At 45.9% G+C, this 22,911-nt stretch carries 23 protein-coding genes; 5 read left to right on the top strand and 18 right to left on the bottom strand.

The annotated features are described in order from the left end of the window. Positions 1 to 7 precede the first annotated feature (7 nt). From MHM89_RS02330 to MHM89_RS02360, 7 genes are all read right to left on the bottom strand, one after another. Positions 8 to 1,090: a hypothetical protein gene (locus tag MHM89_RS02330; protein ID WP_239407976.1), complete on the bottom strand. Its 1,083-nt coding sequence runs from the start codon at positions 1,088 to 1,090 to the stop codon at positions 8 to 10. A 44-nt stretch (positions 1,091 to 1,134) separates the two neighbouring features. Beyond that, a complete protein-coding gene (locus MHM89_RS02335) occupies positions 1,135 to 2,454 on the bottom strand; it encodes a Na+/H+ antiporter family protein (protein ID WP_022944212.1) in 1,320 nt (439 codons plus the stop codon). 3 nt (positions 2,455 to 2,457) lie between these two features. Next, on the bottom strand, positions 2,458 to 4,398 hold the full coding sequence (locus MHM89_RS02340; RefSeq protein WP_239407977.1) for a DUF3488 and transglutaminase-like domain-containing protein: 1,941 nt from the start codon (positions 4,396 to 4,398) through the stop codon (positions 2,458 to 2,460). Next, positions 4,395 to 5,372: a DUF58 domain-containing protein gene (locus MHM89_RS02345; protein ID WP_235419030.1), complete on the bottom strand. Its 978-nt coding sequence runs from the start codon at positions 5,370 to 5,372 to the stop codon at positions 4,395 to 4,397. Before MHM89_RS02345 ends, MHM89_RS02340 begins: the two co-directional genes overlap by 4 nt. Before the next feature lies 1 nt (position 5,373). Further along, positions 5,374 to 6,282 carry a MoxR family ATPase gene (locus MHM89_RS02350; protein ID WP_045978794.1) on the bottom strand — a complete coding sequence of 303 codons (909 nt, stop codon included), beginning with the start codon at positions 6,280 to 6,282 and terminating at the stop codon, positions 5,374 to 5,376. 11 nt (positions 6,283 to 6,293) lie between these two features. Next, positions 6,294 to 6,674, bottom strand: coding sequence for a response regulator (locus MHM89_RS02355; protein WP_022944208.1), 381 nt, complete (start codon positions 6,672 to 6,674; stop codon positions 6,294 to 6,296). A gap of 411 nt (positions 6,675 to 7,085) precedes the next feature. Then, positions 7,086 to 7,616, bottom strand: a complete 531-nt coding sequence (locus MHM89_RS02360; protein ID WP_239407978.1) for a cold shock domain-containing protein — start codon at positions 7,614 to 7,616, stop codon at positions 7,086 to 7,088. A gap of 254 nt (positions 7,617 to 7,870) precedes the next feature. Between MHM89_RS02360 and MHM89_RS02365 the strand changes: the two genes are divergently transcribed. Beyond that, a complete protein-coding gene (locus tag MHM89_RS02365; RefSeq protein ID WP_239407979.1) occupies positions 7,871 to 8,104 on the top strand; it encodes a hypothetical protein in 234 nt (77 codons plus the stop codon). Positions 8,105 to 8,143: 39 nt separating this feature from the next. Here MHM89_RS02365 and MHM89_RS02370 read toward each other — a convergent pair whose 3' ends face one another. The 6 genes from MHM89_RS02370 to MHM89_RS02395 all read right to left on the bottom strand — a co-directional run bounded on the left by MHM89_RS02370 (position 8,144) and on the right by MHM89_RS02395 (position 14,111). Further along, complete coding sequence (locus MHM89_RS02370) at positions 8,144 to 8,536, bottom strand: MAPEG family protein (protein WP_151172792.1); 393 nt, start codon at positions 8,534 to 8,536, stop codon at positions 8,144 to 8,146. A gap of 151 nt (positions 8,537 to 8,687) precedes the next feature. After that, positions 8,688 to 9,401, bottom strand: a complete 714-nt coding sequence (locus tag MHM89_RS02375; RefSeq protein ID WP_171036730.1) for an SIMPL domain-containing protein — start codon at positions 9,399 to 9,401, stop codon at positions 8,688 to 8,690. Positions 9,402 to 9,501: 100 nt separating this feature from the next. After that, positions 9,502 to 11,058 carry a SulP family inorganic anion transporter gene (locus MHM89_RS02380; RefSeq protein WP_045978789.1) on the bottom strand — a complete coding sequence of 519 codons (1,557 nt, stop codon included), beginning with the start codon at positions 11,056 to 11,058 and terminating at the stop codon, positions 9,502 to 9,504. A 110-nt stretch (positions 11,059 to 11,168) separates the two neighbouring features. Further along, positions 11,169 to 11,627 carry an Lrp/AsnC family transcriptional regulator gene (locus MHM89_RS02385; RefSeq protein ID WP_022944202.1) on the bottom strand — a complete coding sequence of 153 codons (459 nt, stop codon included), beginning with the start codon at positions 11,625 to 11,627 and terminating at the stop codon, positions 11,169 to 11,171. Between the two features lie 68 nt (positions 11,628 to 11,695). Continuing rightward, a complete protein-coding gene (locus tag MHM89_RS02390; RefSeq protein WP_239407980.1) occupies positions 11,696 to 12,337 on the bottom strand; it encodes an MBL fold metallo-hydrolase in 642 nt (213 codons plus the stop codon). 4 nt (positions 12,338 to 12,341) lie between these two features. Continuing rightward, the gene (locus MHM89_RS02395) at positions 12,342 to 14,111 is read right to left on the bottom strand and encodes a M14 family metallopeptidase (protein WP_239407981.1); all 1,770 of its coding nucleotides are present in this window, start codon (positions 14,109 to 14,111) and stop codon (positions 12,342 to 12,344) included. 119 nt (positions 14,112 to 14,230) lie between these two features. Here MHM89_RS02395 and MHM89_RS02400 point away from each other — a divergent pair, with 119 nt between their 5' ends. Further along, positions 14,231 to 15,058, top strand: a complete 828-nt coding sequence (locus MHM89_RS02400) for an SDR family oxidoreductase (RefSeq protein ID WP_045978871.1) — start codon at positions 14,231 to 14,233, stop codon at positions 15,056 to 15,058. Between the two features lie 72 nt (positions 15,059 to 15,130). Here the strand turns inward: MHM89_RS02400 and rplT are convergent, their stop codons facing one another. The 4 genes from rplT to thrS all read right to left on the bottom strand — a co-directional run bounded on the left by rplT (position 15,131) and on the right by thrS (position 18,446). After that, entirely contained in the window at positions 15,131 to 15,490 is a 360-nt protein-coding gene (gene rplT / locus MHM89_RS02405) for a 50S ribosomal protein L20 (RefSeq protein WP_022944198.1), read from the bottom strand. Positions 15,491 to 15,505: 15 nt separating this feature from the next. Further along, positions 15,506 to 15,706 carry a 50S ribosomal protein L35 gene (gene rpmI / locus MHM89_RS02410; protein ID WP_022944197.1) on the bottom strand — a complete coding sequence of 67 codons (201 nt, stop codon included), beginning with the start codon at positions 15,704 to 15,706 and terminating at the stop codon, positions 15,506 to 15,508. Between the two features lie 208 nt (positions 15,707 to 15,914). Beyond that, the gene (gene infC / locus MHM89_RS02415) at positions 15,915 to 16,475 is read right to left on the bottom strand and encodes a translation initiation factor IF-3 (protein WP_022944196.1); all 561 of its coding nucleotides are present in this window, start codon (positions 16,473 to 16,475) and stop codon (positions 15,915 to 15,917) included. Positions 16,476 to 16,535: 60 nt separating this feature from the next. Then, positions 16,536 to 18,446 carry a threonine--tRNA ligase gene (thrS, locus tag MHM89_RS02420; protein ID WP_022944195.1) on the bottom strand — a complete coding sequence of 637 codons (1,911 nt, stop codon included), beginning with the start codon at positions 18,444 to 18,446 and terminating at the stop codon, positions 16,536 to 16,538. A 246-nt stretch (positions 18,447 to 18,692) separates the two neighbouring features. On the opposite strand from thrS, the gene MHM89_RS02425 reads away from it, so the two are divergent. After that, entirely contained in the window at positions 18,693 to 19,133 is a 441-nt protein-coding gene (locus tag MHM89_RS02425; protein WP_022944194.1) for a DUF3010 family protein, read from the top strand. 40 nt (positions 19,134 to 19,173) lie between these two features. Here the strand turns inward: MHM89_RS02425 and MHM89_RS02430 are convergent, their stop codons facing one another. Next, positions 19,174 to 20,196 (bottom strand): DNA topoisomerase IB, encoded by a 1,023-nt coding sequence (locus MHM89_RS02430; RefSeq protein WP_239407982.1) that lies wholly within the window; start codon positions 20,194 to 20,196, stop codon positions 19,174 to 19,176. 287 nt (positions 20,197 to 20,483) lie between these two features. Between MHM89_RS02430 and MHM89_RS02435 the strand changes: the two genes are divergently transcribed. Together MHM89_RS02435 and MHM89_RS02440 are read left to right on the top strand one after the other, a co-directional pair. Further along, entirely contained in the window at positions 20,484 to 20,924 is a 441-nt protein-coding gene (locus MHM89_RS02435; RefSeq protein ID WP_022944192.1) for a PA2169 family four-helix-bundle protein, read from the top strand. 186 nt (positions 20,925 to 21,110) lie between these two features. Continuing rightward, on the top strand, positions 21,111 to 22,826 hold the full coding sequence (locus MHM89_RS02440; protein ID WP_239407983.1) for an AMP-binding protein: 1,716 nt from the start codon (positions 21,111 to 21,113) through the stop codon (positions 22,824 to 22,826). The last annotated feature ends 85 nt before the right edge of the window (positions 22,827 to 22,911 follow it).

Raw genomic sequence — 22,911 nt, forward strand, 5'->3', positions numbered from 1 at the left:
CGCAGCGTCAGTGTATGGGGTAGTAATATTGGGCTTTCACAACGCCGCCCATGTCTAACCCCAATAGCAATGAAACGGACTGCTCATCGCTGCTCAGTGGCAATAGGCTTAATACGCCGCCATGATAGTCAGCACTTTTATCATAGTGAAAGCGCTGCCATTGCTCGCCACCATTATCACTTACGTCGACATAAAGAGGCTGGGGGGCACGTTTTTGACTCTTGTTCCATCCAGCACTAATTAGCGTGTGAGTATTTTCTGTATAGATAAAATCAAAATAGAAACGATAGGGTACTTGTTCGTCTCGATAGATTTGTGTCCACGTTTCGCCTTGGTCGGCACTTTTCATTAAGCCACCTTCACCACTGATAATAATCTCCCCCTGGGAAGTGGTCTTAATCGCTTTGATTGTGCTCGGGGCAGGAAACAAGTCGTGGTATTCCTGCTGTGCAAGGTTCTCTAAATCTACGCGGCGCAATATTGGGTTTTCGATTGCACCTTGGCCACCGTACCACAGCATATTGTCACTTTTGTGCATAGAGGCCGTCATGCCGGTAGCCGCATACCCATATTCTCCTGCCAGCGCTTGCCAACTTACTCCATCATCATAGGAGGCCGAAAGCACTAGATTTCCGGTCCCGTATAAGGTTGATTCAGTGCAATAGAGTGCGTAGATGTGCTCACTTTCGCTTGGGGCAAAACGATGCTCAATATGACTTAGCTCTTCGTTCATCGACACTTTCGTCAGTGTCGAGCGTTGGGCTGGACGAGTGGCATAGAAAAGCTCGGTGCTGTTTGCACACATGGCACTGATAGGGGCTGAGGTCGTGGCTACCTTCTGCCACTGAGTAAACGTGTCATTGTTGGATTTAAATAAGCCGGTATCAGTCCCGGCATAAATCGCATCGTTGAAATGAACCAGGTGATTAATGCGCTCGCCCGACAGCCCCGCATCTGTAAAGGTAATACCTGAAGGTGTGGGCTCAGGTTCAGGGGCTGGCTCTATCGGTGTTGAAGTTGCATTATCGCTGCCGCCGCAGCCAGTTAACGTGGCACAAATAACACTGAGTAATGTTAGTTGCTTGAACATCTCACCTCCTTGTGTGGGTACTAATTGGCTAAAATCTGTCCCCTTTATAGCACAAGGGCCGCTAGCCACCCAAACAAAACCAGTGGAATATTAAAATGTAAGAAGGTTGGTACCACGGTATCCCATATGTGGTCATGTTGGCCGTCGACATTCAATCCTGAAGTGGGCCCGAGTGTTGAATCTGACGCCGGTGAACCTGCATCACCCAGGGCGCCCGCCGTGCCTACTAATGCAGCCGTGGCCATTGGGGAGAACCCCAGTTGCAAACACAAAGGAACGAAAAGTGCTGCAATAATTGGAACTGTAGAAAATGAGCTGCCGATCCCCATAGTAATGAGTAGTCCTACTAGCAGAATAAGCGCCGCCGCTAATGGTTTGTTGCCTTGAATCATATCTGCGGCACTGGCAACGAGTGAGTCAACATGACCGGTGGCTTTCATAACTTCGGCAAACCCTTGCGCTGAAATCATAATGAAGCCGATCATCGCCATCATCGCCACTCCTTTGGAGAACACATCTTGATTTTCATGCCATTTAACAATGCCAAACACAGTAAACACAATCACCCCAACAAGGCCACCGAGAATCATCGATTGACTCAGAAATTGAGCTGCGAGTGACAGCACGATTGCCACAGAGCCTATGGCTAAGACCTTTGATGGGTGGGCTATTGCATTCTCAGTCTCTTCTGTAGCGAGCGATATATTGTTATAGCTGCGGCTTTTGCGATAACTGATAAAAAGCGCAACACATAAGCCGAAAACCATGCCCAGTGCCGGGATCACCATAGCTAGAGGAACGCTGGTTTTGTCGATTGATAAGCCATTCTCGACCAAATTTAAATGTAAAATGTTGTATAAATAAATGCCCCCAAAGCCATAAGGTAACACCATATAAGCCGTAGCTAAGCCGAAGGTGAGTGTGCAGGCGAGGGCGCGGCGGTCTAACTTTAAGCCATTCGTAATACCTAACAGCGGTGGAATGAGTATAGGAATAAAAGCGATATGAACAGGAATGAGATTTTGTGATGCCAAAGAGCAAAAGAGAATCACTGAAAGCACCGCAAAAGATAAAAACCGCGAAGAAATATGCTCTTGCCCCATCATTTTCAATAGTCGACGAGCGAGTAAAGTGGTGAGGCCAGATTTCGAGATAGCCACAGCAAAGGCGCCGAGCATAGCATAACTGAGGGCAATTTCAGCGCCGCCTGAGAGGCCATTATTGAACGCTTCTACTGTTGTTTTTAAAGGTAGTCCAGCGATTAATCCGCTGGTCACAGCTGCGACAGTCATCGCCACGATTACGTTCACTCGTAACAGGGTGAGTGCAAGCATCAAAATGACGCCAATTAATACCGAATTCATATTCTAGCCTATTATTTTTATTGCTTTTTTTACCTGTTTTACAAGGTCTTTTTTCTGTGCTTTGGTAAGCGGGCGTTGCTTATAAGCGGCCAACGTATAAAGCTGCTCTATACGCGCAAGTGGCGTTGCCGCGCCGGGGCAGTGTGTTGCTAATTGTGCCAGCTTTTGCTTGGGTGTGCTATTTTGCGTGCTAAGCAGTGCCTGTTTATCTGCATATAAAAACAGCCTATTCAGCCATTTAGCGCTGAAGCTCATTGACTGCTGTTGTTTGCGACTACCCAATAACAATAACCCAAGCAGAACAAGTGCAACCACGCAAAGGGCCAACACCATGCTGTACTGTGCTATTTGGTTACCGAGTAAATCTTTAAGCACGCTTTTTTGTTTTTGTTGATCAAAACCAAGCACCCACTTTGTCCAGCTGTAATCGAGCTCTTCCAATGTTAATCGTAACCAGTTCAATGCCTCTATATGGCTCAACTGCAATAAGCCGACATCAAGGTTATCCATAAACTCTTGTTGCAATTCTTGAACCTGAGAGAGCGAGCCATTTAATCGCTCTGGCGCGACCACACTGGTTGCATCAAAACGCTGCCATTGATTGCCATCATAATACTCAACCCAGGCGTGGGCATCATACTGATATACACGCAGGTAATTACCCTGTTCACTTTGCTCTCCTCCCAAATACCCTGATACCACACGTGCAGGGATCCCGGCAGCACGCATTATAAATGCACTTGTACTAGCATAATGGCCACAAAAGCCACGCTTAGTTTGGGTGAGAAATACGTCAAGGGAATTGTCATCGGTGATCGGCGTTGGAGTCAACGTATAGCTAAAGCCTTGTTGTTCATAAAAGCCCATCAGCCGGCTAGCAAACTGGTTTGCCGTGTTTGTACTTTGACTCAACTGCCGGGCTAACGCTCTTGCCTGCGGATTCCCATCCGTTGGCAGTAGGCGGTTAAGGCGTGATTGGTAATTAGTCAGGACACTTGCTTGCACCGGTCGGTAAAGCAATGGGTATTGAAAGCTCGATGCTGCTGACTCTTTGCGCTTAAGTAAACCGCCTCGTAAATTATCTACTTTTTGACTCGGGCTAACACTGTCTTGCAATGCATATAGCCAGCGGTTTGCGGAGCTTTCTAAGTACAGAGTGGCCTGAGCGCTATAACTCTGCCAGTCTATATCTGTACGAGGGCGAGGAGGGCGCTGCGCTTTTATCCATGCTTTGCCGTCGAATTCTTCATGATTAAGCGCTCGCCAATAATAAGGGGGCGCAGGAAGTTGCCCTGAAAACTCAGCACGAAACACCAAGTCATCGGACTTCGCCAGATTGGCAATATTGAACGGGTCTATACGCTCATTAAGGCCTGTTTTAGCACCGCCAGCGCCAGGAAGTTTCCAAAATGCAGGCACTTTGGGAATAAATAACAACAATAACGCAGCGATGGGGATTGCCATAGCGAACGAGCCAAGTGCTTGAAAGTAGGCTCGTTTGGGCGTGCGAGCACCATGTAAGGCGGCTAAAGATGCCAACAAACAAACGTAAAATATGGCCACTAATATTGAGCTATATAAAGACTGTTGATAAAGGAACACAGTCGATAATGAAAAGAAGGTAAGCACAATGACAGTCGATAGCTGCTTGGACGTTTTCGCTTGTAAGAGCTTTAATATTGCTGCCTGTAACAGCATTGACACGAACAGTAGGACACTTTCATCATAGCTGACCGACACAAACAGCACACCTAAGCAAGCCGCTGCCAATAAGTTAGTAGCCAGTGCACCTGGGCGAGTCAATGACTTGTTTGCCAGTAACAAATTCCAAAGACACAGTAACAACAACAGGCTCAGCATTAAGGAGGGGAGTTCTGCGCCTATTAACGTGAAAATACCGATGTAAATGACACTGAGCACCGTGCTAACAAAAGACAGCATCATTTCTCTCCATTTTTAAATAAAGCCAGTGCACGCAATGCATTAGTATAATGGGAGGGGCTGTTATCAGCATCAAACTGAGTACTGCCAATACGCAGCGCAAGCTTTGTTTGGGTGCTTTTCGCCTGCTCAATGGAATAGGCCATCGCACTCAGGCGTTGCTCAACACTGCCTTGTAGTGATGCGTAGTCGAGCATATATTGCGCATCCTGATAAGATACAAACTCTTTCACTAACAACTGCTCACGCTTGGCAAAGTGTTTCCAAGAAATGCGGCGGTAGTCAGCACCTTGTTTATATTCATTCAAGGCATAAAACTCTTCATTTCCTGACTGTGGCTTAAGCGCGTTCACTTCACCTTGGTTTTCACTGGCCTCATAGGTCAGTGCAGTATTGTGCGCGTGTGCAGATGGATAAACAAAGTAATGGGCATGTGGCTCTAGATAGCTCCATACTTTAGCGAGGCCAAATGGGAATCCCGTTGAAATCTGGAGTCGTGTTGCTGGATACTTGCCACGGGAACATTTACGGCCACTTACAAGCACGACCTGGGCATCTTGGCTAACGCGTTCAACTTCCTTACATTGACCTTGCCACGTTAGTTTAACGCCATAGCTGGTACGCGAGTTATTGCATACAGTAATATTCAATACAGGTGTTTGGTTCGCAAAAACATCACTAATATTATTAAATTTGACCTCGAGGCCCTTTAAGTTGGTATAGGCCTGAATTAACGACATCAATACCAACACCAACATCAAATAAGAGACAACTTGCACTAGGTTATTCTGATAATTGGCGGCCAAGATAAAGTTCAACACGGCAATAAGTAAAAAGCCCAAGCCCAGCTTAGATGGCAGCACATATAACGTACTGTGACCCAGTGTCAGGTGCTTTTTTTTGTGTTTATCACGCAGCAGTAGGGATTCTATTCGCGTTCGTATGGACGACCATCCCTGTTGCATTGTTGCAAGCATACTAAAGCGGAACCTTGACGCGAGCGAGAATATCGCTGCATACAGAGCCTTGACTGTAAACGTCATGCGGATTAATGCGGTGCTCACAAATACTGGCGAACACAGCTTGCACATCTTCTGGCATAACAAAGTCACGGCCTTCCATAAATGCCCAAGCCCGTGCGCCTTGGGCGAGCGCGATGCTGGCACGAGGAGATAAAGGATGACTGATATCTTTATCATGACGGGTGTGAGTTACGAGTGACAAGATATAATCAACAACGGTATTGGCTATAGTAACCTTATCAACATTGGCCTGCATGGCTTGTAACTGCTCGGCACTGATAATGGCATCAATCGCTTTATCACGCTGAGGAATATGGCCACGAATGAGTTGTTTTTCCGCATCGGCTGGGGGGAATCCTAAGCTTAAGCGCATAAAGAACCGGTCTAGCTGTGACTCTGGCAATGGAAAGGTGCCGGATTGATGCTGTGGGTTTTGCGTTGCAACCACAAAAAATGGAGTAGGGAGCGTATATCGTTCAGAGTCGATACTGACACAGCCTTCTTCCATGGCCTCAAGCAACGCACTCTGTGTTTTAGGACCCGCACGGTTTATTTCGTCGGCGAGTACCACTTGGCTAAATACCGGGCCTTTATGAAACGAGAAGCGCTGCTCTTGAGTGTTAAAAATGCTCGCCCCCAGAATATCTGCTGGCAACAAGTCACTGGTAAATTGAATACGTTGATAACTCATCCCCAGGGCTTGTGCCAAGCCATGCGACAGGGTTGTTTTACCCATGCCTGGAAGATCTTCTAATAATAAATGGCCGCGCGCTAACATTGCACACAGAGCTAACTTTATTTGCTGTTCTTTGCCATAAATAACATCAGCTAGGCCTAAGGTCAGCTGTTTTAATTGTTCTTGCATAAGGGGGCTTATTAATTTAGTTCTAAACGCTTCATAACCATATCAACCTTATTCGCGTTGAATGGTTTGCTAATGTATTCTTGCGCACCGAATTCCCAGCTATGTTCTACGTTTTCCTGGGAGTTATGATCAGCGCAAAGGATAATTCGACTGTGGGGGTGTAAATCTTTTAGGTAACTGACGACGTCGCAACCATCAGTGTCTGGGAGCGCTATATCCACAAATATCACCTCTGGCTCCAGTTGAGATAACAGCGGTTTGGCCTCTGCGACATCTGTAGCAACCGCGACTTGGTCGTAACCCAGCTCGGTGAGGATGGTGGTCAAAGAACTTCGCATGGACTGATCATCATCAATGATCAGAATCGGCTCCAAAGGGCGAACAAACTCCATAATACGTCTTTTTATTCGTGGTTTGGTTACTAATACTATGCGATAAGCGCATATTGCTCAATACAACCATAGACTAAAGCGCAGTAACTAACTAGGAAATTGTATAAATTGGTAAATGAACAACACTTGTCACAACATACTAAAAGCCGTAATGACACTAAATGTCCGATACCGTCTAGTATTGGACTTTTAGTATCGGTTTCTATGATAGTTATCTGGTTATTATAGCAACCTCCTATAAATTAGATTATGTTAAATAGCATTTAAACCTATTTAACCAACATCAATCGTCTAGTTAATGTATGACACAAACAAGCCTCTTTCGCTTTGAACCCATCAATCTCACTCTCGTACAGAGCAAAGCGTTCATTACGGTTCATCGTTAGAGGCTTATAGCTAGGCATTTACCTTTTAAAATCTTGAGTCACTCTCACAAGGATTGCCATCGTTATCACCGTCCATTTTTGTATTCGGACAATTTCGAATGAAAAATACAGCTTCTTCTCGTGATCTCATTTGGCTACAGTACTGGCGCCCATCACACTTAAATGTTTGTCGTGGCGTGGTGTCGAATGCGGTGTCTGGGATTTGTTGAATAGCCCTTGGGTTGCTGACTTGTTCGGTAAAATCTAAATAGTTAAATAATAAAACCGACATAATCCCAACCACTAATACAGGCACTAGCTTATTCGCACCGGGCTTGTTGGTGCTTTTTGAGGTTTTGAATTTCTTCGCGGCAACTCCCTCTATACGAGCATTTGTAGCGCGCGTTTTCCCTTCATGCCTTTCAACTTCAAAGTAAATATAGTCGCCTTGTTTTGGCGATCGACTCATGTGCTTAAGCGTTGAAATGTGAATAAAGGTATTTGATGAAAGCTCTGCTGCGCTGATGAAACCGAACCCTTTATCGTCATTCCAATTGACTAGCTTACCGCGATACATGTGCTCATCCTTGTTAGCAAATAAAGCTGCGATATTACAAATAATTACCAAGAAAATCTATAAATTACTCGTTGAATCAATCCGCTAACAGCCATTGCAGAAAAGGTTTGGCTACAGTTCCTCAGTCTTTGTCGGCGCTTGTTTTAAATAGTTACACTTTTTGCGTTGCAAACGAGCGCTTGGAATATAAAAATTACCTGAGTTACCGCACGTATACTCAAAATTTTAACAGTGTGGGCATTAAGGAGAAGTCAATGAAGTACGCAATCATCATCTTAACAGCAGCACTGGCTGGCTGCGCATCCCCTGAACAACAGCAATCATTTGAACAAGCTATGCTAGAGCAAGCAAACTGCTCTGGTGAGGTTGAGCAAAGTTATCGTATGACTTTTTATAGCTCAGACGAGCCAGAGAATGTGGGTAAAACCGAGCTGCAAAAAAAATGCAACCCGATCCCTACCCATGGTGATTTTGAGAAAAAGAAATAGCCATTTTCGTTGGGTTAAAATAACAAAATAATCAGGGCTTTATAAATAGAGCCCTAACGTAGCATCGAGCAGTAAGCTAATCGCCAATAAAACGATGACAGAGAATGTCAGCACCATGCTCACCACGCGAATCTTCAGCTGCTCATTGCTTTGGGCGATATTGCTTGCGTGCAGCAACCTCCCTAATACTAAGGCGGCACCAAATAGGTGGCAATAATGACTCGCTAAGCCTTGATACTCATTGAGAAAAAGTAAAATCAGTGCAAATGGCACATACTCAATGAAGTTTCCGTGTGCGCGAATAGCGCGTATTAAGCCTTCATCTTCGCCTGTACCTATGGATTTTTGAGCTTTGCGCCGTGCTTTAATAACATACATACTCAACTGCACGTAAACCAGCGCTAAAATTGCAGCGTAAATTGAGACTATCACCCTAACCCCTTAACAAATCAAAATTTGAGTAAGAACTTACAGGGCTTGGAGTAAAAAGAAAAGTGCCGACGGTAAACAAAATGCGTTTAGCCGCCGGCAGTTGGAGAGGTCGTTTCGATATCATGATTGCATCATGATAATTTCTATACCCTTAGTCCTCGAGCAAAAACACTGCGTTCACTTTCGCAGTGACTTTGATTTCACCGATGTTATAAGCATCTTCCACTTTCGCGCTACCGGCGCTATCAGCTCGTACCATCATGGCCTCGACCTGGGGCATTGGACGCGCGTAATCTTGTTGGGCACTGATACTATAGACTTTTTCAATGCGGGCGTTGAAACCTTCTGCGTAGGTGTTGGCTTTGGCATTTGCATCTTTGAATGCTTTTTGCTGCGCTTGGCTAAAAAGCTCATCATGATTGGTTAAACCAAATTGCGACTGCCCTACTTGATTTGCTCCTTGCTGAATAAGACCTTGCAGAGTTTGCGCATAGCTATCAATATTGCGCAAAATGATGCTGAGGTTACGACTGACTTCATAACCATCAAATTCGTTGGTTTGAGTATCGCGGTTGTAACGCGTTTTGCTGCGCACATTCAGTTGGCTAGCGTGAATATCTCTGCTGGCAACTCCCTGCTCTTTTAACGCCAGAATCATGGCCGCAAGTTTGTCATCAGCCGCTTTCTTTGCCGCAACAACATCCTTGCTGTGTTCATTGACACTGACATTCAACGTGACCTTGTCGGGAGTGGCCCACACCTCCCCTACACCAGTAACTTGAACGTGAGGCTCATCAGGGACACTGGCGGCATGAGCGCCGAATGCGATGCCTGATGTAAGTATTAGAGAAATAAGCTTTTTCATGTTTTTACCCATTAGCAAATAATGCTATCCAGTTTAGGGTGAAAACGTTAATTGTGCCTGAATAAAAAAGGCCAGCATGACGCTGGCCTGTTATTAAATGTTATCCGAGTTTATCGGAAGCAACGCGGTATTTGGGGTCTTCAATAACATTGATCTCGACTAAATCGCGCGCTTTATGCAGTAGTTGCTTACAGTCAGGGCTAACATGACGTAGGTGTAAGGTTTTACCTTGCTTGGTGTATTTTTCAGCAAGGTTATCTATAGCTTCAATGGCACTGTGATCGGCAACTCGGCTATGCTTGAACTCTACAATGACATCTTTAGGGTCATTCTTAACATCAAATAACTCAATAAAGTTTTTCACTGAGCCAAAGAACAAAGGTCCATGTAACTCATATACTTTTGACCCTTCTTCATCAATGTAGCTTTCGGTGTAAATATGTTTAGCATGCTGCCAAGCAAACACTAGCGCAGAGACAATAATACCCACGCAGACCGCAATGGCTAAGTCTGTGGCCACAGTTACGGCACTGACCAAAAAGATAACGAAGGCGTCAGATTTAGGTACTTTGCGCATAATGCGGAAACTTGACCATTCAAAAGTGCCTATAACCACCATAAACATAACGCCAACCAGTGCCGCCAGAGGCACCATCTCAATATAGCTTGCGGCAAACAAAATGAAGGCCAGAAGCATCAGAGCAGCTGTCACACCCGATAAACGACTGCGGCCACCTGAGTTGATATTAATCATTGATTGGCCAATCATGGCACAGCCACCCATCGCGCCAAAGAAACCACAAGTTAAGTTAGCTGCGCCCTGGCCCATGCATTCTTTATTACTTTGACCACGGGTGTCTGTGATTTCGTCAATTAGCGTAAGCGTTAGTAACGATTCGATCAGACCAATGGCGGCAAGAATAACCGCATAAGGCAGAATAATCTGGAATGTTTCCCAGTTGAGCGGCACTTGAGGAATATGGAATTCAGGTAAACCACCGGCGATTGTGGCGCTGGCATCACCGGTCATATCTTTAACAAAGTCGATAACCGTGCGGGCTTCTAAATCTAACCCTAAAACTAAACCCGTCACCACGACAATCGCTGCCAAACTTGAAGGAATCGCAGTGGTTAGTTTAGGTAAAAAGTGAATGATAGCCATGGTCAAAGCAACCAGGCCCAGCATGGTAGCCATCATTTCGCCTTGCATCCACTGCATTTGGCCATCGTCGCCAAGTACTTTAAATTGGCCAAGTTGAGCGAGAAAGATAACAATGGCCAAGCCGTTTACAAACCCCAACATCACAGGGTGCGGCACCATACGAATAAACTTACCAAGTTTAAAGACCCCAGCGAGAATTTGCAGTATGCCCATCAACACCACCGTGGCAAACAGGTACTCTACCCCATGGGTCACGACGAGGGAGGTCATGACAACAGCAAGGGCACCGGTGGCGCCAGATATCATGCCCGGGCGACCGCCTAATAAAGAAGTTATTAGGCCAACAATAAAGGCAGCGTATAAACCAACCAGAGGGTCTACTTGGGCTACAAAAGCAAAGGCAACGGCTTCGGGTACCAGCGCTAGGGCCACCGTCAATCCAGACAATATATCGTTTTTAGCAGAGCTTGGGGCTTTGCTTAATAAGTTAAACATTCATTCCTCGTGTACGTTAGGCAGAGCTCTTCGAAAAGGTCGCAGAGTCTAGCAAAATACCGAGAAATTAACAATTGAGTAAAAAGCTGAAGGCAGGCTTACTGCCACTTTTACAGTGGCAGTGCGGTGGAGCGCTTAACACAGGTCATAGTCACATTCGAATGTACTTCTTGCACATAGGGAAGGCTTAATAAGTGGTCTCGAACGAACTGTTCATAGCCTTCAATGCCTTTGGAGATAATACGCAACATAAAGTCCATGGTACCCGCCATAGTGTAGCATTCAGTGACTTCATCATAGCTCATAATCAGCTTTTCAAAATCTGCGAGCTGATCTCGGCCGTGGTTAGACAAACGTACATGGGCGTATACAAGCATATCGAAGCCAAGCTGCTTCTCATCTAGCAAGGCTACCTTGCCTTTGATATAGCCCTCCTGCTCAAGACGTGCAATACGGCGCCAACATGGTGATTGGGAAAGGCCGACTTGATCGGCTATTTCGGCGGTCGATAAACTGGCATCCTGTTGCAGCAATGCCAAGATCTGACGGTCAACTTGGTTTAATGACATTGATTTTTCTTTTTTAATTGTGAATTAGGTAAAATTATACATAACGCAAGGGTTTTCGTCTGTACTTTTTAACCGAATTTTCCGCTAATAAACGGGTTTTTATGGCGCTCTTGTCCCACCGAGGTATCTTCACCATGACCGCTAAGCAATCGATAGTCGTCATCTAGGCTAAGCACCTCTCGTTTGATAGAAGCGATTAATGTCGGGCCGTCGCCTTTAGGAAAGTCCGTCCGCCCTATTGAGCCTTTAAAAATCACATCGCCAACTATAGCAAGCTTATGACTATGACAAACAAAAATCACGTGCCCTGGCGTATGTCCTGGGCAATGGCGTACTTCAAATTGCTGCTCACCTAAACTTATGGTTTGCCCGTGCTCGAGCCAGGTGTCGGGCAAAAAAGGCACTTGCGGCGCAAAGCCAAACATCTGAGCCTGCTGCGCCAAGGCATCAAACCAAAATTGCTCATCTCGTTGCGGGCCAACAATGTCGATTTGGTAATGTTTGCGCAATGTATCCGCTGCACCAACATGATCTAAATGCCCATGAGTTAGCCAAACTACACTGGGCTCAATGCCGCGCTGTGTTAACGCACGGATGATTTTATCACTATCGCCACCGGGGTCGATAATAGCGGCCTGACCACTTTGTGCGCATTGCAATGTGCGGCAATTTTGCATAAAGGGAGTAACAGGAATGGTGGTAATTTTCATAAGTTTAAAACTGCATTAATATTGGGTAGTGCAAATAATGCTGATCATAATACGGTGTTTGCGCATAAAGCCAAGCTCTGCGAGCATCACTGTCGTTTGCAAAGTCTTCATCTTCAAGTTTGGCGTTGTAACGCTCGGCGATATCCGGGTTTGACTCAAGCATTTGCTGCGCATATGGAGCGAGTGCATAGTTCTCAACATACTCAGTGCGCTGAAAAATACTGTGGAAGAAGCCCCACTGGAACAATGAGTCTGGCGCCTCTGGGTGCAGCATATGTGTAGCCAAAAGCCCTAAGGGTTGTGTCGTGCTAACCTTCAGCCACTGTTGATTTACTGTTGTTTTCGCAGTGCTGTAATCAAACTCTGCACTAACGCGAAAGCGCCCCTCAAATGGTGCTTGAGCAAATTGATGATTAACAATACGTGCTTGTGCCAATGGCAACTCGGTGTCTGCTGTAACAGCCTCTATTTCAACCCCCTGCATTTTTAAGGTCGCGATCACATCAGTATACTGGCGTGGAATATAGAAAGCCTTGGGCACATCAACCTCGGTTTTTACCTCCTTTTGCCAGAATATGGGTAACGCACCATAATGCTTAGGTTTGCCTAAATAACGTACTTCTTTAGCACCGGTTGCTGTGCTTTCATAGTAATCATAGGCAATCCCCTTAAAGGCAATGGTATCAGGCTCTTTGGCATAGCTGCGTTCAACAACGAGGCGTTCTTGCTGCTGCGCTTTAGACTGTGCCACGGCGGCGCTGATATCATCGCCATGGCGGGTCAAGGCCGTGATAGCGCCGTCAATGAGCACATAAGTACCCAATACCCGTTGTTTATAAGGCTTAAGCGAATGGTTTTCTACCAAAATGGTGGGTAAATGGCGTAACTCGCCCCAACCATTTGAATAGCGAGGTCCAGCGACCCACCCAGCGAGACCTTTCGCAAAATCCATTTTATCCATGACGAACACTAAAGGCCCTGGAATATGCCCCATTTCTTCAAGTTTCTGGTCAATGACAGGCGCTATCCATTGATCCATCGCAGCTGTCACTTTTGGTGTGGCGCTGGCGAACGTTGGCGCATAACCATAGGTAATATCGTATTGGTAATCTGCGCCATCGGTAACATGAATATCGAGGTACAAACTGGGTTGATACTGATTAACAACCTTAGCTAATGCGCGCACACCAGGGGTATCAAGCTTAGTGAAGTCACGGTTTAAATTGAGGTTTTGACCATTGGTTCGAAAACCCATAACAGCAGGACCGCGCTGGTTGATGCGATTATAGGCACTGGCACGCTCGTGACCGTCGACGTTTAAAATCGGTATAAACAGTAGGTTAACGCTTTTCAAGATATCCAATCGTTTACCGGTGGCAATGTCTCGCAACAACATAAAGCCTGCGTCTTTACCGTCAATTTCACCACTGTGAATACCCGCTTGAATCAATAACGTGGGTTTGTCGCTATTAGCAATGTGCGCCGCGCTATTATTTCCTTGCTCGCTGGCAACCAGCATATTGATATCACGGCCAGCGTCACTTTGGCCTATTTTAACTAGGCTGAACTGCGTCGGGTTAGCCTGTTGTAAACGCTTTAAATAGGCCATCGTCGCTTGATAGTCGGGAGAGATCATTCCCCCAGAGTGTTCAAACGCCGTAGTTAACACGCCTTGTTGCTGCATCAACGCTTCACTTTGGCCTTGCCAAGGGATCAGTTTGGGCAAGTGGGCATCAGCGGCTAGGGCCGTGGCTAATAACAAGCTGGTAAACATAATACGCTCTTTTTGTTGTTGTTTTGCTGTATTTGAGTATAACAAGGGGGCTTTAAAGGTGGCCAGGATTGCGACGAAATGGTAGTTTTTCGCTATGACGTTGGCACTGAGTGCAAATTATGAAAACCATTCTTATCACCGGCTGCTCTAGCGGCATAGGTTATTACTGCGCTAAACAACTGCAAAAGCGCGGTTACCAAGTGATCGCTAGTTGCCGCAATGTAGACGACGTACGCGCTCTCAACGAGCAAGGCATCACCTGCGTGCAGCTTGATTACACCGATACTGACTCCATTGAACAAGGGCTAGCCGATGCCCTGGCTTTTAGCGGCGGTAAATTAGACGCCTTGTTCAATAATGGCGCTTATGGTCAACCTGGCGCTGTGGAAGATTTACCCGTGGCAGCGCTGCGCCGGCAATTTGAAACCAATGTTTTCGGCTGGCATCACCTTACCCAATTAGTATGTAAAAAGATGCGCCAACAAGGTCATGGCCGTATCATTCAAAATTCATCGGTGTTGGGGTTAGTCACCTTGCCCTATCGCGGCGCTTATAATGCCAGTAAATTTGCATTGGAGGGATTAACAGATACCTTGCGCTTAGAGCTACAAGGTTCCGGCGTATATATTTCTTTGATTGAGCCTGGGCCGATCAGTTCGCGTTTTCGTGATAACGCACTGCACGCATTTTTAACCTCAGGCATTGATATCGAAAAAAGTGCGCACCGAGATAATTATTTAGCGCAGCAGCGGCGGTTGGAATCCACCAGTGGCCCTCAGCCTTTTACCCTTGGACCCGAAGCGGTTTATAAACGCTTGGTGCATGCGTTAGAGTCGCAGCGCCCGCAGGCTCGTTACTATGTTACCACGCCCACCTATCTATTCGGTTTCCTTAAACGTATTTTACCAAGCAGCTGGCTTGACTGGGTGCTTACCAAGTCGCGCTAATGGCTATAGACGTGATTTTCAGGCATTAAAAAAGGAGCCAAAAGGCTCCTTTCTTCTGCTAACACAGGTAGATTAAGCTGAAAGACCTTCTTTCGCTTTAGCTACTAATGCTGCGAATGCAGTTTGGTCATAAACAGCGATATCTGCAAGGATCTTACGATCGATTTCTACAGAAGTCTTCTTAAGACCGTTGATGAAACGGCTGTAAGACAAACCATTTTGACGAGCTGCTGCGTTGATACGTGCAATCCATAGTTGACGGAAAGTACGTTTCTTCGCACGACGGTCACGGTAAGCGTATTGACCCGCTTTAGTAACCGCTTGGAAAGCTACGCGGTAAACACGTGAACGTGCACCGTAGTAACCTTTAGCTTGCTTTAAAACTTTCTTGTGACGTGCGCGCGCGATAGTACCGCGTTTTACTCTTGCCATTATTCTATACCCCTATTAAGCGAATGGTAACATACGAGAAACTAAGCCGTGATCGTTCTTATGAACCATTAGCTTAGGACGTAGGTGAAGCTTACGCTTAGAGGTTTTCTTGGTCAGAATGTGACGAAGGTGCGCTTGTTTACGCTTGAAACCACCAGAAGCAGTTTTCTTGAAGCGCTTAGCGGCGCCACGGTGTGTTTTTAGCTTATAAGCCATTGCAATAACTCCAATTGATATTGCTTAAATTTAGCAAGCAGGCGGTTTGAGTTCACAAACACTTTTTTGGCCCAACTTACTCCCAAAACCGGTGAGAGCGCTTAAAAAAGCGCCCTACTTCAACCGGATAGATACAGGTGCCACTGCCTTAGAAAATAAGTCACGTGGCTTGTAAACCTGCACTAATTCGTTAAACGCGCGGAGTATACTATTTTTTAGCCACCGGCGCTAGCATCATGATCATTTGGCGGCCTTCCACTTTTTTCGGGAATGACTCGACCTGTGCCAACTCTTGCAGATCATCTTTAATGCGATTCAAAAGCTCGATACCAATTTCTTGGTGGGCCATTTCACGACCACGGAAACGAATCGTTACTTTTGCCTTATCGCCAGCTTCTAAGAACTTGGTTAGATTGCGAAGCTTAACTTGGTAGTCACCAATGTCTGTACCAGGGCGGAACTTAACTTCCTTAACCTGAATTTGCTTTTGCTTCTTCTTCTGTTCTTTTTGCGCTTTGCTTTTTTCAAAAAGGAACTTACCGTAGTCCATTACCTTACAAACGGGGGGTTCAGCATTTGGGCTGATCTCTACTAGATCGACACCCGCCTCATCCGCCATTGACTGAGCTTCACTCAGGGACACGATGCCTGCTTGTTCACCTTCAAAGTCAATTAGTCGAACTTCTTTTGCCGTAATATCTTCGTTAATACGATTTTTTTGGACCTGTTGTTGGCCCTTTTTTCCGCCTCTAATGGTACGTTCCTCCAAGAATATTAAAAACTAAAAGGGTGTATTCGATACTGTTTGATACACCCTTTCGATCACAAATTACTGTCTTGTTTTAATTTCATTTGTGATTTTAGTGATAAAGTCATCGACTTTAAATTTACCTAGGTCTTCACCTGTACGTGTTCTTACTGCCACTTCTTGCTGCTCTACTTCTTTGTCACCAACAACTAGCAAGTAAGGAATACGTTTTAAAGTATGTTCGCGAATTTTAAAGCCAATTTTCTCATTTCTCAAGTCGGCTGCGGCGCGAATACCCAGTTTATTCAATTTTTGTACAACTTCGTGCACATAATCAGACTGTTTGTCAGTGATATTCATAATCACCACCTGCTTAGGAGCAAGCCAGGTTGGGAACAGCCCTGCGTATTCTTCGGTCAAAATACCGATAAAGCGTTCAATTGAACCCAGAATAGCACGGTGAATCATCACCGGAGTGCGACGCTCATTGTTCTCAGCCACATAAGTTGCGCCAAGACGTCCTGGTAACATAAAGTCTAGCTGTACTGTACCACACTGCCATGCTCGCTCTAAGCAATCATACAAAGTAAATTCAATTTTCGGACCATAGAAGGCACCTTCACCTGGTAGGTATTCGAATTCAATGTCTTTATCGCTCAATGCTTGCGCCAAGGCTTTCTCGGCTTTATCCCACAGTTCATCTTCACCGATGCGCTTTTCTGGGCGTGTAGAAAGCTTTACAACAATCTTTTCAAAACCAAAGGTCGAATAAGTGTCGTAAACCATATCGATACACGCTGTCACCTCTTGCAAGATTTGCTCTTCTGTACAGAAAACATGAGCATCGTCTTGAGTAAAGCCACGTACGCGCATCAAACCGTGCAACGCACCCGATGGTTCGTTACGGTGACAACAACCAAATTCGGCCATACGCAAAGGTAAATCACGGTAAGATTTCAAACCTTGGTTGAAAATCTGCACGTGACCAGGACAGTTCATTGGTTTAATAGCATACTCACGTTTCTCTGACTCCGTGGTGAACATGGCATCGCCATATTTGTCCCAGTGGCCTGATTTTTCCCACAGTCCACGGTCCATCATTAGCGGCCCCTTTACCTCTTCATAGTCATATTCGCGCAGTTTTTCGCGAACAAACTCTTCGAGCTCGCGGTAAATGCTCCAACCATCATTGTGCCAAAACACCATACCTGGCGCTTCTTCTTGCCAGTGCCATAAATCTAGGGCTTTACCAATTTTACGGTGATCGCGTTTTTCCGCTTCTTCTAAGCGCTGCAAGTAGCCTTTAAGTTGCTTTTTATCACCCCATGCGGTGCCATAAATACGCTGCAACATTTTATTGTCAGAGTCGCCACGCCAGTATGCACCTGCTACTTTCATCAATTTAAAGTGCTGACAAAAGCTCATATTCGGTACGTGTGGGCCACGACACATATCCACGTACTCTTCGTGGTGGTATAAACCAGGACGGTCATCTTTAGCGATATTCTCGTCCAAGATTTCAACTTTATAAGGTTCGCCACGTTGTTCAAACGTGTCGCGGGCCTGCTGCCAGCTCACGGTCTTCTTAACCACGTCATATTTGGTTTTCGCAAGTTCTTTCATACGCTTTTCAAGCGCTTCTAAATCCTCTTGCGTCAGCGAGTGCTCCATATCGACATCATAATAAAAGCCGTTGTCGATAGTTGGACCAATGGCCATTTTTGCATCAGGATACAATTGCTTAATGGCGTGGCCGATAAGGTGCGCACAGGAGTGACGGATAATTTCTAAACCGTCTTCATCTTTTGCGGTGATGATCTCTAACCGTGCGTCTTCGCTGATTAAATCACAGGCGTCAACACGCTCACCGTTAACACGCCCAGCGATGGTCGCTTTGGCAAGGCCTGGGCCGATGTCTTGTGCTACGTCTAACGTGGATACAGGGTTTTCGAATGAACGCTGACTGCCGTCAGGAAGAGTAATTACTGGCATGTTTAATCCTTGTACAGTGGTGACACCTACGCCGCGCCACGTGTATTTATTTGTCTATTTAATAAGTCTAATCAACGCTTATACCAACAAGCATTGCGATGATACTGCCGCCCACACAGCGTGAGCAAGGCGTTATTTTGGCGCGCTATAGAGGTAAATACAAGGCTCGTCTGCTAATTTTCTTAACAAATTTTGTATGCGCTTCTGATATACTAATGCCATTGATAAAAAAGGTGATATTTGACTATGCATACTTGCGGCGTAGAAATAAAAGGCAGTGAAGTTTTACTATGCCTTCTAAGTAAAGAAAATGATGTGTTTGACATCCGTGATGTGCGCCAAACACGTTTTGTTTTAAGCGATGCCAACGATACTGAAGAAATCCAAAAGTTTCATCGTGACTTTAAAAAGCTGATGGAAGATTACCAAGTGGATGCTATCGCCATCAAAGCGCGACCTCACAAAGGTAAGTTCGCTGGCGGCGCGGTTGGCTTTAAAATGGAAGCGGCACTGCAGCTAATAACTAACTTAGATGTGCACATTATTAGTGCCACAGAGATGAAAGAACAGCTTAAGCGCAACCCATTACCTATTGAGTTTGCAGATACGGGGCTGAAGAAGTTTCAAGAGCAAGCCTTTATGACGGCGTATGTCGATATTATGCTGCGCACTTACGCTAAGCAGTAATCCCCCCGACAGTAACAGGCCGCAGAAATGGCTTGTTACGTCATCGCCCGGTAATAATCGCTAACGCATGCCTCTCATCCATGTCTAACTCCCCGGTTAAAGAGCGCGGTGTCGCGTCAAAATGCGCAAACGGGTGTTCATTTTCATAGTGTTCGCTGAGGTGTTCTAACACCTTCGGGTGAATATAATACTGTTCGCAAATGTTCGCGGTATTGCCTAATTGCTTGGCGACGAGTTTAACCAGTTGAGACTTAAATTTGCGCCTCGGGTGCGCCTGTACTTGCTCTGCGGCTACGTGGGCAAAGCGTACCGCCATTCGCGTCCCCGCCCAAGTGCGATAATCCTTGGCGCTAAAGTGGCCGCCAAAAACACGGTGGATAAATTCGTTAATATCATCACTTTGCAGGTCATGCCATTGGCCTTGTTGATAATAACGTAGCAAGCTATACCCTTGTTGCTCTGCACTTGAAGCCACTAATTCAGCAAGCTCAGTATCGTCGATGCGCACCTCTCGATGTTTTGCGTGTTTACCTTTAAAGCTAAATTGTACATGGTCGTCTTTAATATCCACATGCTTGCGTCGGAGCGTGGTTAACCCGCAAGTTTCATTGGCTTTGTAATAATTATTATTGCCTACACGAATCGCGGTAAGGTCTAAGATTGCGCACCCAAGCGCGCACACTTTGTCTTTCGTCCAATCAGGTTCTGCCAATAAGGATAAGCATTGCCCTCGCGCATCTGGAAGCTGAGCAGCGAATTCACCTAACTTGGCAAATTTTTTTTGCTGTTGCGCCAATTGCCAATGGGCGTGGTAAATGTATTGTCGCTTTCCTTTGCCATCAACGCCAACGGCCTGCACCTTATTGTACTGGCAAGCGCTAATACGTACATCACGCCACATAGGAGGCACAGCCAACTCTCGCATTCGTTTTAAGTAAGCACGACTGGTTATCTTTTCCTTATCAAGATGGAAGTATTCAAATCCTTTTCCCCGTTTACGACGCGTTGTCGTAAGGGTATTACACTCGTGGTAGGTTGTGCTTGGGGCAACGTTACAATCCATTCTTCTTCCTTCTTTTTCCGATAATAGCTACTACGCAGCACATTTTCACTTGGCGCACTGTGAAAGGTAAAAAATAATACGCTTTGTTGGCTGTACGACTATGACGTTTTTACCGCCTGCAATTGAAAAGCTTTCACAGTTGCCCATGAAAAAGGTGTTGGTTTATACATTCCAAGCGTTCGAAGATAAAGATAAAACACTGTTTAATAATGGTTTTTATATATTTCCTCTATTTGGCACAAGCATTGCTCCTATTAAATCGAATTCAAAATTGAAGGAGCACAATTATGACAATGCAACGTTCAGAGAAAATCACAGACATTATCAAAGTACTAAAGGGTGGCATTGATTTTTACTCCGATGCCAAAGACAACATTGATAGTAATGATGTACGTACCGTGTTCCAAAACATGATCGATGAAAAGCACAAAGCGGTGACCGACTTGCAACCCTTTGCCATTGAAGAGCAAGGCGAAATTGAAACCGGCTCAGACACCCTGGTAGACGTACGTAAAACCTACACTAAGGTTATGAGCGCGATTAAGAGCAACGAAGAACATACGTACATCAAACACCTTGAAGAGGTTGAAGATAAAGTGCTTGAAGAGTTCGACGATGCACTAGAAGAGTCGCAGCCACCTCAGTGCGCACAAGTTCTTTCTCAGCTTCGTGAACGCATGCAAATTTGCCACGATAAAATGAAGGCACTGCAAGAAGCAACGAGCTAAATTATTTCTCTCCCCAAGACGATTTAGCGGGCCCATGGCCCGCTTTTTTATGTCGACAAAAACTAAACCTTTAGTCTAATTCCAACAGAAACCACCTCAAAATAATGGAAAGTGTCGACACTCTGTGCTTGATTAGGTGTTGAATAACCTAAAATGACAACATCTATCCGGGCAAGGAGGCAGTCAATGCCGCAACAACAAGACAATCACTCCCCTTCACTACCGTTAACGTTGAGCCAGTACCACGGCTCATTTTCAACGCCGCTTAGCGAGCGAACCATCGCCGAGCATCTTGATTATATTGTCGACAAACACCCAGACAATGAGGCGATTGTCGTTCGCCACCAAGGGATCCGTTGGACTTACCGCCAGTATTTACGGGAAATAGAGCGCCTCGCTGCGGGCTTACTCGCTCTAGGTGTGCAGCCAGGGGATCGGGTTGGCATTTGGTCACCCAACAATATTGAATGGTCCTTAGTGCAATTCGCAAGCGCCAAAATTGGCGCCATTATGGTGTGCATTAACCCCGCCTATCGCCCTCATGAGTTGGCCTTTGCCATTAACAACGTGGGTGTAAAGTATTTGGTGATGGCCGAGCAATTTAAAGCATCAAACTACGTTGACATGATCTACCAGCTTGCACCGGAATTAAAAGACGGTAGCAAAACCACCCTGCAAGCGCTGCCCACTTTAGAGCAGGTAATTATTCTCTCCGAGCAACCTTTTGCCGGCATGACATCATTTACGTCGGTTCAACAACTGGGCGAGGATGCGCACTACCAGCAAATGCGGGTTATTGAAGCGCAACTTCGACCCGATGACGCCATTAATATTCAATTTACCTCGGGCACAACCGGAAACCCCAAAGGCGCCACGCTCTCGCACCGCAATATTTTAAACAACGGTTTGCTGGTTGCCCAAGCAATGCACTTTAATGACAAAGACAGACTGTGTATTCCGGTGCCCTTATACCATTGCTTCGGCATGGTGCTGGGCAATCTAGTGTGTTTGGCCAGCGGCGCCTGTGCGATATTTCCAGCTCCCTCATTCGATGCAATCAGCACCCTAAGCTGCGTTGAGCAAGAACGCTGTACGGCGCTCCACGGCGTACCAACGATGTTTATTGCGCAATTAGAACACCCCGACTTTCAGCAGTACGACCTTAGCACTTTGCGCACCGGAGTCATGGCTGGCAGCACCTGCCCGCAAGAATTGATGCGCAAAGTACACAGTGATTTTCATATGCGCGAAGTGGTGATTGGTTACGGCCAAACCGAGTGCAGCCCCATCAACCATATTACCCAAACCGACGCACCAATTGACAAACAAGTGCAAACCGTGGGCCGAGCAATGGCGCACACAGAAATTAAAATTATTGATGAACGCGGTCAAATCGCTGCCATTGGTAGCCCGGGTGAAATTTGTGCTCGCGGCTACTGTGTGATGCAAGGCTATTGGGGCGATGAAGCGAAAACTAACGCCACTATCGACGCTGAGGGCTGGCTACACTCTGGCGATTTAGGGGTCATGGATGAGCAAGGTTACGTGACCATCGTTGGCCGAATTAAAGATATGATCATTCGCGGTGGCGAGAACATTTATCCGCGCGAAATAGAAGAAGTACTGTATTTGCATGACGCTGTCAGTGATGCGGCGGTCTTTGGTATCCCCGATGATAAATTTGGCGAGCAAGTATGCTTGTGGCTCAAAGCAAAGGACAACCGCGATATCGATGAGCCGCAAATTCGGGCCTACCTAAAAGATCAACTCGCCTACTTTAAAGTGCCTAAGTATATTCGTATCGTCGAGGAATACCCGATGACGGTCACCGGGAAATTACAAAAGTTTAAAATGCGCGAAATGATGCTTGCAGAGCTCAATGAGCAAGCACAAAGCGCGTAACTAGGTGTCGGCATAGTCACCACAGTGGTGCAAAATTAGCACACTTGTTGCGCTAGGTTTTACGCCGCAAAATCGCTACACTGAC

Origin of the sequence: Pseudoalteromonas sp. CNC9-20, assembly GCF_022347875.1 — a bacterium.
Lineage (GTDB): Bacteria > Pseudomonadota > Gammaproteobacteria > Enterobacterales > Alteromonadaceae > Pseudoalteromonas > Pseudoalteromonas ruthenica.